We start from the raw sequence: 14,470 nt of genomic DNA, 5'->3' as shown, positions 1-14,470 counted from the left end.
GGAGTTAAGATCTATATGCGTTCTCAAAAACTAAATATGAGGGAGATTATCTTAACTCATACTGTTCATAGAAAAAGAATTTTATGGAAATATTGGACTAGATTTGACAATTCTACAGCGAAATAAATTTTAGTTTATTTTTCCTAACTCTTCTCTCTTAATACAACAAAAATTCTTTCATTTTTCTACTAAATACGGTGACATTTTCTGATTTAGATGCGGCAGTTGTCACGTCAAGATGTCCTGGATCTTTTGACCATGTACTTGAATCAGCGGTTAAATACACACTTAATTTCTTTTCATTTTTATGTTTATTAATATAATCTAATGCAACTTTAGGAGGATCACTTGATTGAACTGTAGATAAGATGAGCACTTTGTCCCATTCTTCGATTCTGTTCTCTCCAACCTCTTCAACTGGTTTCACTTCCACATAGATATTTTCGTCCACTAGATTTTTTTTAAGTTCTTCGATTACTTGATTTTTAAATGCACGATCTTGGGTGTAAATAACAGCTCTATGAGCATTTGACTTTTCTTTTAACGTCTCATTGATTGTATAACTTGAAAGAACTCCTTGAACTCTGACCATACGATAATAGCCTAAAAATCCAGCTGCTCCTAATACCACTAAAACGATGCTAATCAATCCATATTTAAATAGCTTATTTTTCCATAACTTTTTCATTTATTTTTCCTACTTTCCTTCTTTTATTCATAGCGTAGAGCTGTTATTGGATCTAATTTTGCTGCTTTTGCCGCTGGATACAGAGCGAAAATCACGCCTAGGATTCCAGTAATAGTTAATGTAGCTAATGCATTAAGAGGGGCGATTTGAATAACTTGGTTAAAGCCTATATTGGATTCAATCAATGGATTTGCTATAAATTGGATTAGGTAAGCAAAAACGACTGAGATAACGTTAGATAAGAGCATAATATAGATTGCTTCCATCCTAAATAACCGTTTGATATATCCTTTTTTATAACCAATAGAGCGTAAAACACCAATTTCTTTAGTTCTTTCCACCACTCCGATATATAAAACAACTGCAATCATCACACCTGCAACGATCAGAGAAAGTCCAGCAATAAAGGCTAATAAGTAAACAATAATATCCGTAAATTGTTTGAACGTATCCAAAAATGAAGAAGCATTCGTAATTGCATAATTTTCATATTTGGGATCGTCTTTGTATTTTTCAATAAAAGCTTCTGCGGTTTCTGGATTTTCTGCAAATGCATCTACCGTATAAATTGGTTTTTCGATACCAATACGTTTGACCATTTCATCAAACGTTTGGCTAGATGCCATAAATCCTTGAACAAAGCCTTCTTCTTCTGGTGAGGTGATTCCTGTAATCACGGTCTCAATTTCAACTGGAGTATTCGTCATTCCTTGTTCTCTACCTTGATAAACTAAAGTGATTGGTTTTGAGATCAAGTGTTTAACATTTTCTTCAGTTAACTCTGAATTTTTCAATCCGACTATTTCTCGTGCCGCAGACGCAGGTAAAACAATTCCAGGTTTATCTGCTGTGATAAATGTCCCTGCTAACAGGTAACCCTCTTCCACCGTATTTGTTTTGTATCTTTCTTTATTTAGATTTGCTTCATCCATTTGACTTGGTGCTAGTTTTTCGAGCAACTGATCTTCATATTTAAAACGAATGCCTGCAAGATTGCCTCTCTCGTATACTTCTGTGATTCCTTCACTTTCATATAACTCTTTCAGCATTTTGATTTCTTCATTTTTCAATAATTCTGACGGTCTCGGCGGTCCGCCACGCTCAGGATCTTGATAGTACGAAGTGATTTGGTTTGGAGAATAGGCTGTTTGAAAAAAATCCCCCAACACTCCTGTAATTCCATTGCCAATACCTAAGGCCAACAAAATGGCTGTAATACCAATGGATGTTCCAAAAGCAACTAACAAATTTCTCAAAATCCGACTAAAAAAATTTTTACTCACAAGCTGTAAGGTAGCACCTAAAGAGAGTGAGACTCTTGATGGAACCTTTTTTTGCGACTGATTTTTACTACTATTCGGTTCTTTGATGCGATCGTCACTTAAGATACGACCATCTTTGACTCTTAAAATTTTAGTGGCATAGCGTATCAAACTTTCATCATGAGTCACTGTAATCACTAATGTTCCTTCATTGCTCAATTGTTTTAATAATTCAATAATTGAAGCTGCTGTTACTGAATCAAGAGCCCCTGTTGGTTCATCTGCAATGATCACTTTAGGATCATTAGCAAGGGCCCTGGCGATTGCTACGCGTTGCTTTTGTCCTCCTGAAAGTTGACTAGGATACTTATTTGAATGATCAGCTAAACCAACTTTGGTCAAAAGTTGGATCGCTCGATCTGTACGCTCAGATGGACTTAGTGTTTTATCTAAATAAAGGGCACTTTTGACATTTTCAAGTACCGATAAATGTGAAACTAGATTAAAGCTTTGAAAAACAAAACCGATCTCATTTTTATGGAAATCATCCATATTTTCCGTTTTTAAATTTTGTCCTTCATAAAGAATGTCTCCCTCATAATCTGTATCCAACCCACTAATAATATTTAACAAAGTCGTCTTACCACTGCCGCTTGCACCTAATATCAAAGCAAAATCGCCAGCCTTAAATGTAGTCGTTATGTCATGTAAGACAGGTTCTTTTTTGTTATCGATCGTAAAGCTTTTCGATACTTTTTTTAGTTGATACATGTTTCTCCCCCTATTCATTGTCTTTCAATTGATTTTTGTCTAGCCAAAGATAAACAAATATAATGGCCGCTGATAGACACGCATTTAGAATAAATGTACTTGGGTAAAACGCTCCATTATTAACTGGCAATGTAACATTTATGCTTTGAGGGAAATAATAACGTGCCACGTCATTCAATAAAACGATCATGATCCAAGCAATCGCTACTACAAATGTTTTGGAAAAGTTTGGCAACCACAATTTAGAGATAACACCTCTAAGTAAAATCAAATAACTAATCATTCCTCCTAAGTAAACCGCTAACTCTAGCGACAATAGCAGCAGCTCCCCTAAACCAAGAGAAATCGTTGTAAAATTAAACACTAAATTGATTGCACCGATCACAAGCACCTGAACATAGGAAAGTAAATATTTTGCAACAATTTTCTCAAAAGTTGACTGATTAGCCGTACTAGCTAACGTTCGATGATTCGATTGAATGTCTAGTTGATTGATGCGCCAAGTTAAAATAACAGATGCCACAACAGAGAGCAAAATCGGCAAACGTTCCCATTGAGATTCGGGTATTGTTAATTGAAAAACATATTTAGCAAAATAGCTGGTTAAGATCAAAAGCAAACTACTTAAAAAGAACTTCTTACTTTTTTCATGATAAAAATTAAATAAACGTATCATTGGCTTCCTCCTCATAGATTTCTTTTAGGGACAAACTTTTTCGTTCCCGCAGGTCTTCCAAATTGATTACTTCGCAATAGCGATTGGGATTCATAAACAATACATCTGTAAATAAAGTATCCATCTCTTCAATAAAATTAGTCGAAACTAAAATTATTTTGTTTTCACCGCTAGCTTTCCTCAACATTTTTTTCACTTGTATCCGGGAAGAATAATCTAAATAAGCAAAAGGTTCATCCAAAAGAAAAATGCTGGTTGCTTTAGCATATTCGCAAGCAATTTTAACTTTGACTTTACTGCCTTCTGAAAGTTCCTGCCATTTTTGTTTCGCTGAGATATGCCAGATTTCCAACTGCTCCACGGCTTTTTCTAACTGAAAACCTGGAAACAACAATGTATACTCACTCAATATTTGTCTAATCGTTTGGGAATCTTCAAAATAGTTTATCGTTGAAACATAAGCTATGCTCGTTTTAAATACAGTGCTACTTTGTGGTTGGTCATTATACAGAATCATCCCAGTGCTGATTTGTTTTTGTCCAGAAATACAGTCTAATAGCGTTGTTTTCCCTGTACCATTTTTTCCGAGAATGCCGAGAATTTGTCCTTCATTCAAGGTAAAAGACAACTCTTGAAAACTATTTTTTTGATATCGTTTCCCGATATTTTTTGCTTGTAGTTTATTCATTTGCACTCCTCACAATCCGTTCAATGATGTGCTCCTTTTCGTTCTGTGTTAAATTAAGTTTTTGTAATTGAGTGATGAAAGCCTCTATATGTGCTTCGATCAATCGCAAGCGTAAATCTGCGATCTTATCTGTTTTATCTGTCACGAATTTTCCAATTCCTCTCTGACTAATTAAAATTTCTTCTTGTTCTAAAACGCTATAAGCCCGTTGAACCGTTGTTGGGTTTACATCTAAATCTTCTGCCAATTGCCTGACAGATGGTACTTTTTCATTTGGCTGCCATTGGTTACTAGCGATCCAATGTTCGACCTGCTCGATAATTTGTTGGTAGATGGGTCTATTCCCGTCATAATTCACCTACATCCTCCCTTTCCTAGTTGTATGCTGTACCACATCAGCCACACACTCAGCTGGTAAATCCTATTTTAGAGGAAACAAAAAAAACAATTTATATCAATGATATAAATTGCCTACTCTTGACTTTTTATGGGATAAACTCAAAAAAACTAGCCGTTTATGCTATACTTTTTATACTTAAAATTTTTAATTATTTTCACCTAAAAGGAGGACTAAACAATCGAGTTATATAAAGATAATCTGAGCTTAATAAACTATTTAAAAGAAGATTTACAGAATAACTGGACAGAAAAAACTTATGTGAAAGACACTTTGATCATCGATGAATATGAAAAAACTGAAAATATCTATTATGTTGTCGAAGGTGTTCTTTGTGTTGAAATTCTTAATGATGGCAAACGTTATATCTCCTCTTTTATTTTTCAAAATGATTTTTTTGGCTTAGATAGTTTTTCTACTTTTAAACAAAAAGAACACAGCATTCGAGTGATTAGCGAACACGCTACGGTTTTTTGCTTATCAAAAGAACGGCTTCTCCATTCATTAAATGAAGAACCGCTCTTTTATGAATTACTCCTATCTAATTTTGCTGATATCTTCCAACGGCATTATGGTTATTTCAATTTTCTTCATTTACCAACTACAGAACGAATTAAACATGCACTGACCTATTTGAGTGATCATATTGGTATCTTAACTGAGAATGAACAACTAGAATTACCAAAATTTATTACACAAGAAGTGTTATCAAAATTCTGCCGTACATCACAATCCAGAGTGTCAATTTCTTTAAGTGAACTGGAAAAAGAAGGCTGGTTATTAAAAAAGAAAGTTCCCATTACTTTAAAATAAAGAAGTCGAAAATCAGCAGCATACTGATTTTCGACTTCTTTATGAATAAAAGGTGGAAACAGAAGCAACCCTTTATTTATCTCGTTTTTACGATCATTTCTAGCGCTTTCGCCATATCCTCGCCAGCCAGATCGATATTTTCATCTTCCATACACTGCTTTAGATTTTCAGTTACGACAAGTCCAATAACTTTGTCGATACTTGAACGAACTGCCATCAATTGGGTTACAACTTCTCGGCAATCTTTTCCTTCATCCATCATTTTTAAAATCCCGCGAATTTGTCCTTCTGAACGCTTTAAGCGGTTCGCTAGTTTAGGATCACAAGCCATCCACAACTTCTCCTCTCCAGGCAGACATACCGCCCATCACATTAGTAACATCATACCCTAATGAAGCAAAATATTCACTTGCCATTTGTGAACGACCACCAGCATGACAGATAATATAGTAATGTTGGCTTTTATCCAACGATTCTGCCGTCTCTTGTAGCATGCTTAGTGGCATACTTTTTGCGCCTTTGATGTGTCCTGAAACGTATTCATCTTCTTCACGCACATCTATGATAGCTAGTTCATTTCTTTTCTCTAATTGCTCAAATTCATCGATCATGATTGATTTATACATTATTTAATAACCTCCTGAGGGTAAATTGCACTATATATTTGAAATGCTCCATCTAAATTTTTAACATTGAAACCATTATTCTTTAAAATACGTTCAGCTAAATAACTTCTTTGTCCACTTTGGCAACTAACAATGATTTCTTTATCCGTTGGAAGATCCGCTAAATGCTCTCTTAATTCGTCCAATGGAATATTTTTAGCTTGAGATAATGAACCATTGTTCTTCAACTCTCCTTGATTTCTCACATCTAGTAAAAAGGCTCCGTTCGCCAATGCTTCTTTTAATTCGTAGTATTGAATATTGTCAGAGAAACCTTCTACAATATTGGTTGCAGCATAACCAATCATATTAACAGGGTCTTTCGCTGAGCCAAATGGCGGTGCATACGTAAATTCTAACTCTGGCAGATCCATAACGGTCATTCCCGCTTTGATTGCAGTCGCGATAATATCGATCCGCTTATCTACACCATCTTGTCCAATCGCTTGTGCTCCGTAAATTTTACCTGTTACAGGATGAAAAAGTAACTTCATCACAATTGGCTGACTTCCTGGAAAATACCCCGCATGGCTTTTGGATGTTGTATGAACGGCTTTATATTCTAGATTACTGTTGCGTAATTGGCGCTCGCTCAATCCTGTACTTGCTGCAGCAAGATCAAATACTCGAACGATTGCCGTCCCGATACTTCCTTGGTTTTTCCGAGCAACGCCTGCGATCACGTCTGCTACTTGGCGCCCTTGGCGATTAGCTGGTGACGCAAGCGAAATCAACGCATCTTCTGCAGTGATTTGTTGTTTCACAACGATTGCATCGCCTACTGCATAAATATCTGGATCATTGGTTTGATAGGTTTCATCTACAAGAATCCCACCACGTAAGCCTGTGTTCAAATCCGCTGCAACAGCTAAATCACTAGAAGGTTTAACACCGATCGATAGCACTGTGAAATCACTTGAAATTGTTTCACCTGAACTTAATTCGATTGTTTGACCAGCCTCTTTAAATGCTGTTGCCCCAGCTCCAGTATAAACAGTAATTCCTTTTGCCTTTAATTCTTTTTCAACAAAGGCAGCCATTTCCTCATCTAAAGGCGGTAAAATTTGTGGAGCTGCTTCTACGATCGTAACATCGATACCTAGGTGACTTAAATTCTCCGCCATTTCTAAGCCAATGAATCCTGCACCGATCACAACAGCTTGTTTTGGTTGTTCATTTTTAACAGTTGCGACGATCTTATCGACATCTGGAACGTTTCTTAGGGTATAGACATTTGTTGCTTCATCTAGCCCTTCAATTGTTGGTATCACTGGTTGCGCACCTGGTGAAAGGATCAGTTTGTCATAACTGAACGTGTTCTCTTTACCGTTTGTGTTTGTTAATACTGTTTTATTTATTCGATTGATTTTAATTGCTTCTGTTTCAGGATAAACATCAATATTGAATCTTTTCTTCAATTGTTCTGGTGTTTGCAAGATCAGTTCTGAGCGTTCACTGATTTCTCCTGATACATAGTAAGGTAATCCGCAGTTTGCAAATGAAACATAGGGACCTTTTTCTAAAACGATAATCTCTATCTCTTCTGATAGTCTTCTTAATCTGGTTGCGGCTGACATGCCACCTGCTACACCACCAATAATCACTACACGCATTATAATTTTCCTCCTCTGACGACGCCACGCCAAGCACTCATTCCGCCTTTGACGTTGATTGCATCGATCCCTTTTGCTTTTAATTTTTTGACTGCTTGACGGCTTCTCATTCCGGATTGACAAATCACGTAAACTGGTTGGCTTTCTTTTGATTGATAGGTTGAAATTTTACTTAATGGAACATTTTTAGCGTTTGGGATATGACCAGCCGTAAACTCACTCTTTTCGCGAACATCAATCATGATTGGTTTTGAATCTAGCATTTGCTGAAGGTCAGTAGTATTAATTGAATTTCCTTTTAAAAATGAAAACATATGCTCCTCCTTTATACCCTTAGGGGTATTTACAAGAGTTATGATAAATGATTTTTCTGATCTTGTAAAGGGGTTTGTTTGGAGCTCTAAAAAAATACTATTTCGTTCATATCAATAAAAAGAATACTCCAACTTTTCTTATCACTCGTCTTTTTCCAGTTCTATCATCCTTTGTACAGGCATCAATTTAACCAAACTGAAGCAATTCTTAAGAAAGCCAAACAAATATTAACTTCTTTGGCATATTTTTGTAACATTGAACCTCTATACTGAATGTAACACTAAAAGAAAAGAGGTTCTTACATGAATCAAGGCATTCTAAAAAAACAAAATATTTTACCATTACTATTGATTCTACTTCTTTCATTTGCTAGCCTTTTCCTTATTTTTAATAAAGAAGAACAACCAATCCAAGATGAAGCAACTGCTTATCAGCAGATTTTTATTGATGAAATAGCATCTGAAGCCAAAATTTTACAAAAACAAACTCATTTATTCGCCAGTATCACCATTGCTCAAGCAATTTTAGAATCTGACTGGGGCCGTAGTGATTTAGCGGTAGAAGCGAAAAATCTATTTGGGATCAAAGGAGCTTTTAATGAACAGTCTAGCATCATGCCCACAGATGAGTTTATTGATGGTGAACGGATTACGATCGATGATTCGTTTAAAAAATATGAGACGGTTCAAGAATCAATGGTCGATCACATGGAATTTTTAAAAGGTGGCACATACGAAGGAATCAAAACCAGTAAGAATTATCAAGAAGCTGCTGTTGCTTTGCAAAATGGTGGTTATGCTACCGACCCAGACTATGCAGAAAAATTGATTCAATTAATTGAAGAATTTAAATTATATAAGTACGATAAATAAGTAAAGCATATTAAAGACTGTTTCGTATCTTAGGTTGTTATGCTTGTTGTTGGGAGATTATTGAGATGAATAACGTTTACTACATTTTAAAAGATAGTGGCAATAGCCTCCTGCGAAACAAGGGGGCTGCTTTTTTTAAAAGCATTTTTACTGTTCTTTATTTTTTTGTTTTGAGCGTTTTGCTCCATAGTTGGATTACCGCAGTTCATTTCGGAAGAATAGAGGAACAAAGAAGAATAGAAGAAATCGATTCGCTAGACGCTTTTACTCAATCAAATACTAGCGAAAATTTAATTACTTTATTGGATAGTTTAAACATCGCATTCCTTATTTTCAGTATTGGTTTGTTTTTATTCGGCGTTTTTTATCTTTTCATCTCTTTTCAAAGAAGCATGATATTGGATAAAAAAGAACTGATTATCAAAAAAATGTTAGGTAGCACAGCTCTCCAAGTAACTAGTGAGCTTTTTATAGAACCTTTATTACTTATTATTCCCAGTAGTGTTTTAGGCTTGATTATAACAGAATATCTCTATACACTATTTTTTAAGCAATCCAACTCATGGCTTTCAGATATGTTGTATGCACCAAGCCATTTCGTCATGTTTGCAGATTTACCGTTGATCGGAATTTTTTCATTTTTACTACTGTGTCAATTTCTCTTACTCAAACAAAAAATAACGAAGCTGTAAAAGGAGTTTTGTATGTGAATATTTTAGTTGCAGATGATAGTCCAGAAATGGTACAAATCGTGAGTGCCTATTTAAAAAAAGACGGATTCACAGTATTTACCGCGCTAGATGGTGAAGCTGCTTTAGATATTTTTTATAAAGAAAAATTAGATTTAGCAATCATCGATTGGATGATGCCAAAAATGGATGGAATCGAAGTCATTAAAAAGATCAAAGCTGAAAGTTCATTGAAAGTTCTCATGCTAACGGCAAAATCAACAGGTGAAGATGAATTTCTTTCTTTATCCAGCGGTGCTGATGACTACATCACAAAGCCATTTCATCCACAAGTACTATTACTGCGCGTCAAAAAATTGCTTGGCCTAACCCATTCATTCTATGTAAAAAACTTGCTGATCCAACCAACTAATTTAAACGTTTGGAAAGATGACCAACCATTAGATTTAACAAAAAAAGAATTTGATTTGTTGATGATGCTCATCAATAATCGCGGAAGTATTTTAACAAGAGAACAACTTTTAGTTGGCGTTTGGGGAATGGACTATGAGGGTGTAGAACGAACGGTTGATACACATATTAGAAGACTTCGTGAAAAAATTGGCGATGAGATCATCACCACCAAAAGAGGAGTGGGCTATCTCATTGAAAAAGAAAACTAGAAAAATCAGTACTACACTCACCTTGACTTTTTCATCGATTATCATAGGCAGCTTTATCGTCATGTTTCTTTTAAATAGTCTGATTGTTCCTTATTACTATTTTTCAAAAATGGACCATAAAGTCACCTCGGTTATGACCGATATTCAACAACATGCTAGTTCAGAACAACAACTAGCAGAATTGGAAGAAAGCAATCAAGTCACCATCATCACACGACAGTTAGATGGTACTTCACTTGATGATTTTAATGAGTCCTTGAATGTAGAACTAAATAGAAAAAAAGTCGCATTGAATCGTTTTTGGGTTACACAAGAAACAATAGATCAGCTCAAAAATACCCCTGAACCGATTCAGCGAAATTTTGATCAAGGCAAACAGAAATCTAGTTTTTTGGTTGAGATGCAGGTAATCGACAACACCTTCTATTTAGTTGGCGTCTCCACTGTGAATTTTTCTGAAACAGCCAATCTGATCAATACATTTAATTTTATTTCATTAAGCCTAACACTGATTCTAATCATTGTACTGATTTATGTTTCTGTCCGGAAAATAACCGATCCTTTAGTCAACCTAAAGAAAGTAGCAGAAGAAATCACGACACTGACTTTTGTAACAACGGATGATATTCCAGCAAATGAAATCGGCGAATTAGCGCTCAGCATCAATAAAATGAGTTACGCCTTAGCAACCTATCAAAAGAACTTACTTGCTAAAAATGAACAGCTAAAACAATTTACAGCAGATTTGACACATGAATTGAAGACACCTATCGCTCTAATCAAAGCATATGGTTCAGGTATTGAGGACGGATTAGACGATGGAACTTATTTAGAAGTGATCTTACAACAAACCCAGCGTCTAAATGATATTGTCGATCAGATGTTAGATTATGCAAAATTAGAGCAACAACAACCCATCAATAAAGTTCCTATGCAATTATCAGATACTTGGAAGCAAACGGTTATGGAGCTGACACCCACCCTAGAAAAAGAGGAGATTCTATTGTTAGAAGCAAATACGGACTCACCTCTTCCATTAATCGAAGCTGATCCAATCTTAATCAAGCGAGTGTTTGAAAACTTACTAACGAATAGTCTCAAATATACCACTGACAAAGAAATTCAAGCAAGTTGGCGGGAAACAGAAGCATTTATTGAATTTACGATTAGTAATCAAACCTCTCTAACCTCTGATTTTGATATAAATAAACTTTGGGAAGCCTTTTACGTTCATGAAAAATCACGGAATAAAAACTTGTCTGGAACAGGGTTAGGCTTATCCATCGTTCAATCGATTATGGATGAACATGGATTTACGATTGAAGCTAGATTAGTTCATCAGACCTTGATCTTTGTGTTACATTTTTATAAACCTGAAAGAGGTTGGGACAGGAATGTTTAATCCCGAGAAATAAGCAGAAATTCACGAAAATTGCTCTTCAAATTTTTGTAAATTTCTGCTTATTTCCGAAGGGATTGCTTCTGCTCCCACCGTTTATCTGGATTCCACGTGAGTGGGATATGACTCGAAGAGTTATGTCCCACTCACTTTTTATTTGCTTTTGGCATTTTTCTGTAACATTTGCTTGGTAGACTTGGTTTACATTATTGAGTTGAGCGATTCAGTTCTTCGGAAAAAAGATGAAATACGAATGAGGCAAAAAGCACCTCAGTCATATTCCCCTATTTTCCTGTCAGAACCAAGCGAGCCCGTTCAGCTTTTATATTATCCAGCTTATCGGACTTGTTCCTCGGAAAAAAGATGAAATACAAATGAGGCAAAAAGCACCTCAGTCATATTTCCCTATTTTTCTGTCAGAACCAAGCGAGCCCGCTCAGCTTTTATATTATCTAGCTTATCGGGCTTGTTCCTCGGAAAAAAGATGAAATACGAATGAGGAAAAAAATACCTCAGTCATATTTCCTTATTTTTCTGTCAGAACCAAACGAGCCCGCTCAGCTTTTATATTAGGAGGAACTCATGAAAAAATTGTCGATCTACCTCGGCTTAGCCGCGATCACACTATCCTTATCAGGATGTAATGTCAATCAAACCAATGCAACGAATAAATCAGAAAAGCTAATAGTCAACAATGAAATCGAGAAAAACAAAACCTATGCCAAAACTGATTTTTCTTTCGATGTTGATCCTGCAACATTCACTGTTTCTATTACTGAAAATGGCGAAACAGCAGAAGTTTCAAAACCTCAAGCTCCAAAAGAAGTCACCGATTTAAAAAAAAGCAAAGAAGAAGTTAGCTGGACTTACCCCAATGAGCAACTTAAAGTAAAACTGAAAAGAGAAAAAAATCATATCGCTATTGCTCTTACCAGTTTATCGAATGAAGATAACTCTTTTACCTGGCCTAAACTAGATGCTAAGAATTATGTACTACCCATTGCCGAAGGAAAAACGATTCCCAATGATCAAAAAGAATGGCTTGCCTATTTTAAACAAAATGAAGAATTATCGATGAGCGAAGCTTTTTCAATGAGCTTTTTTACAACCAATCAAGAAACATTTGCCACAACTTTTGTAATGGATAACCCATTCAATAGTGAGCTACTAGCAAAGACAGAGCCTCACCTGACCTTGGAAGCCAGTCACAATTTTATTGGTTTCGACAAAAATAAAACAATGAATTACCGACTATATGTTACCGATAATGACCCTGTTGCAATCGCTAAAACGTATCAAATGGATCGCATCAATTTAGGTGAATTCAAAACACTAGATGAAAAGGAAAAAGAAAATCCTGAAATCAAAAAAATGCGTGGTGCCATCCAAGTTTACTATTGGAATAGCCGTATTTTAACAACAGAAGATATCAAATGGGGGAAACTCCCCTCTATGGTTGATCAACCAATTTTTCAATGGATTGCCGAATTATTGACTCAATATGGTGAAGATGGTTCTGAAGAATATTTAAAGGCTTTAGAAGCGTTTAAAACTAATGAAGGTTATAAATATGAAAAAAATACGTTCTTAACTTCGATTAATTACGTACTACTTTATCCTCAATTTTATAATAAAGACATCTTCAAAAAGCCAGATGAACAAGCTCAAAAACTGATTGATAAAGGGATCTATACACTTAGTGAACAAGAACGGTACACATTAAATAAACATCTTCTAGCTAGTGTGTTAGGTGAGTTAACTCCGCCTATTGAACAATGGGGACAAGCAACTTCTTCAGATGTGTTCAAAGAGATGAAAGCCTCAGGTGTTGAGAACGCTTGGATTGGTCTACCAAACTGGGCGAATGGACTGATGAATCCAACAATGGTCAAAACTGCAGCGGATGAAGGCTACCTGATTGGTCCTTATGATTCTTATCAATCGATTCAAGAAAATGCTAGCATCGATTGGAATACTGCTTCTTTCCCTAACAAAAATCTATACGAAAATGCCACAGTTACGAAGAAAAATGGTGAAAAAGTTGCTGGTTTCTTAGGAAAAGGACGTAAACTTAACCCAACACAAATTTTTCCTGATGTAGAAGAACGTTTTACTGGCATCATGCAAAATAAAATTCCATTCAATTCTTGGTTTATAGATACAGACGCCGCAGGTGAAATTTACAATGACTATAGTCCGGAACATCTGACAACACAAAGTGAAGACGTTGCAGGACGCTTGAAACGAATGAATTATTTCAATCAAAATGGTTTAGTTGTCGGGTCTGAAGGCGGGAATGATTTTGCGTCAAAAAATATGGTTTTTGCTCACGGAATCGAAACACCTGTCATTATGTGGTCCGATCCTGATATGCGTGAAAATAAAGAAAGTGAATACTATGTAGGAAGTTACGCTGCATTAGACGGTGGAATTCCAACAAAATACAAAAAAGTTGTACCGATCAAGGAAGAATATAAACCAATTTATACCGATCCTGTTTATTCTCTCCCTCTTTATAAACTTGTTTACAACCGTTCTGTCATCACTTCTCATCAATGGGAATGGGATAGTTATAAAATCAAAAATCAAGTTGGTGAACGTCGAATGAAAGAGTATTTATACAACACTCCACCAATGATGCATATCGACAAAGCCGCTTGGGAAGAACATAAACAAGATATCTCAGAAAATGCTAAAAACTGGAGTCCTTTCCAAAAAGCAGCATTGCAACATGAAATGACTGATTTTAAAGTATTGACCGATGACCGTTTGGTTCAAAAAACGGAATTTGGTGAGAAATTGTCTGTCATTGCTAATTTCTCAAATACTGATTACGATGCAGATGGTGTCAAAGTTGTCAGCCATACTGCGCTAATTATGAATGATGGCAAAGAAACTGTCGTAAAAACGGAAGGTTAACTTAAAAAAAAGAAACGAAGCCCCTTGTTTTGGCTTCGTTT

At 35.7% G+C, this 14,470-nt stretch carries 15 protein-coding genes and 1 pseudogene; 7 read left to right on the top strand and 9 right to left on the bottom strand.

All coding sequences use genetic code 11. The features are described from left to right. Window positions 1–157: 157 nt before the first annotated feature. The 5 genes from I580_RS01090 to I580_RS01070 are packed head-to-tail and all read right to left on the bottom strand — an operon-like array spanning window position 158 to window position 4,443. The gene (locus tag I580_RS01090; RefSeq protein WP_010773166.1) at window positions 158–688 is read right to left on the bottom strand and encodes a hypothetical protein; all 531 of its coding nucleotides are present in this window, start codon (window positions 686–688) and stop codon (window positions 158–160) included. Window positions 689–711: 23 nt separating this feature from the next. After that, window positions 712–2,721, bottom strand: coding sequence for an ABC transporter ATP-binding protein/permease (locus I580_RS01085; protein WP_010773167.1), 2,010 nt, complete (start codon window positions 2,719–2,721; stop codon window positions 712–714). Between the two features lie 10 nt (window positions 2,722–2,731). Continuing rightward, entirely contained in the window at window positions 2,732–3,397 is a 666-nt protein-coding gene (locus I580_RS01080; protein ID WP_010773168.1) for a hypothetical protein, read from the bottom strand. Further along, on the bottom strand, window positions 3,381–4,085 hold the full coding sequence (locus I580_RS01075; protein ID WP_010773169.1) for an ATP-binding cassette domain-containing protein: 705 nt from the start codon (window positions 4,083–4,085) through the stop codon (window positions 3,381–3,383). Before I580_RS01075 ends, I580_RS01080 begins: the two co-directional genes overlap by 17 nt. Beyond that, a complete protein-coding gene (locus I580_RS01070; protein ID WP_010773170.1) occupies window positions 4,078–4,443 on the bottom strand; it encodes a GntR family transcriptional regulator in 366 nt (121 codons plus the stop codon). The genes I580_RS01075 and I580_RS01070 overlap by 8 nt, the downstream gene beginning before the upstream one ends. Before the next feature lie 300 nt (window positions 4,444–4,743). On the opposite strand from I580_RS01070, the gene I580_RS01065 reads away from it, so the two are divergent. After that, complete coding sequence (locus tag I580_RS01065; RefSeq protein WP_010773171.1) at window positions 4,744–5,295, top strand: Crp/Fnr family transcriptional regulator; 552 nt, start codon at window positions 4,744–4,746, stop codon at window positions 5,293–5,295. Window positions 5,296–5,371: 76 nt separating this feature from the next. On the opposite strand, the gene I580_RS01060 is transcribed toward I580_RS01065, so the two are convergent. The 4 genes from I580_RS01060 to I580_RS01045 are packed head-to-tail and all read right to left on the bottom strand — an operon-like array spanning window position 5,372 to window position 7,887. Beyond that, window positions 5,372–5,626, bottom strand: a complete 255-nt coding sequence (locus I580_RS01060) for a metal-sensitive transcriptional regulator (RefSeq protein ID WP_010773172.1) — start codon at window positions 5,624–5,626, stop codon at window positions 5,372–5,374. Continuing rightward, complete coding sequence (locus tag I580_RS01055) at window positions 5,616–5,921, bottom strand: rhodanese-like domain-containing protein (RefSeq protein ID WP_010773173.1); 306 nt, start codon at window positions 5,919–5,921, stop codon at window positions 5,616–5,618. The genes I580_RS01060 and I580_RS01055 overlap by 11 nt, the downstream gene beginning before the upstream one ends. Continuing rightward, window positions 5,921–7,573 (bottom strand): FAD-dependent oxidoreductase, encoded by a 1,653-nt coding sequence (locus I580_RS01050; protein WP_010773174.1) that lies wholly within the window; start codon window positions 7,571–7,573, stop codon window positions 5,921–5,923. The genes I580_RS01055 and I580_RS01050 overlap by 1 nt, the downstream gene beginning before the upstream one ends. Continuing rightward, window positions 7,573–7,887 (bottom strand): rhodanese-like domain-containing protein, encoded by a 315-nt coding sequence (locus tag I580_RS01045; RefSeq protein WP_010773175.1) that lies wholly within the window; start codon window positions 7,885–7,887, stop codon window positions 7,573–7,575. The genes I580_RS01050 and I580_RS01045 overlap by 1 nt, the downstream gene beginning before the upstream one ends. A 303-nt stretch (window positions 7,888–8,190) precedes the next feature. Here I580_RS01045 and I580_RS01040 point away from each other — a divergent pair, with 303 nt between their 5' ends. From I580_RS01040 to I580_RS01020, 6 genes and pseudogenes are all read left to right on the top strand, one after another. Then, window positions 8,191–8,760, top strand: a complete 570-nt coding sequence (locus I580_RS01040; RefSeq protein WP_010773176.1) for a glycoside hydrolase family 73 protein — start codon at window positions 8,191–8,193, stop codon at window positions 8,758–8,760. A 65-nt stretch (window positions 8,761–8,825) separates the two neighbouring features. After that, a complete protein-coding gene (locus tag I580_RS17365; RefSeq protein ID WP_010773177.1) occupies window positions 8,826–9,452 on the top strand; it encodes an FtsX-like permease family protein in 627 nt (208 codons plus the stop codon). Between the two features lie 14 nt (window positions 9,453–9,466). Further along, a complete protein-coding gene (locus I580_RS01030) occupies window positions 9,467–10,111 on the top strand; it encodes a response regulator transcription factor (protein WP_010773178.1) in 645 nt (214 codons plus the stop codon). Further along, complete coding sequence (locus tag I580_RS01025; RefSeq protein ID WP_010773179.1) at window positions 10,095–11,513, top strand: sensor histidine kinase; 1,419 nt, start codon at window positions 10,095–10,097, stop codon at window positions 11,511–11,513. The genes I580_RS01030 and I580_RS01025 overlap by 17 nt, the downstream gene beginning before the upstream one ends. After that, a pseudogene (locus I580_RS17360) lies at window positions 11,495–11,611 on the top strand (DUF3788 family protein); the annotation flags it as partial. The gene I580_RS01025 and the pseudogene I580_RS17360, both read left to right, overlap by 19 nt. Before the next feature lie 481 nt (window positions 11,612–12,092). Continuing rightward, window positions 12,093–14,429, top strand: coding sequence for a glycoside hydrolase (locus I580_RS01020; RefSeq protein WP_010773180.1), 2,337 nt, complete (start codon window positions 12,093–12,095; stop codon window positions 14,427–14,429). Window positions 14,430–14,470 lie beyond the last annotated feature (41 nt).

Source organism: Enterococcus caccae ATCC BAA-1240 (assembly GCF_000407145.1).
Lineage (GTDB): Bacteria > Bacillota > Bacilli > Lactobacillales > Enterococcaceae > Enterococcus_L > Enterococcus_L caccae.
This window is presented reverse-complemented; position numbering and strand designations above follow the sequence as displayed.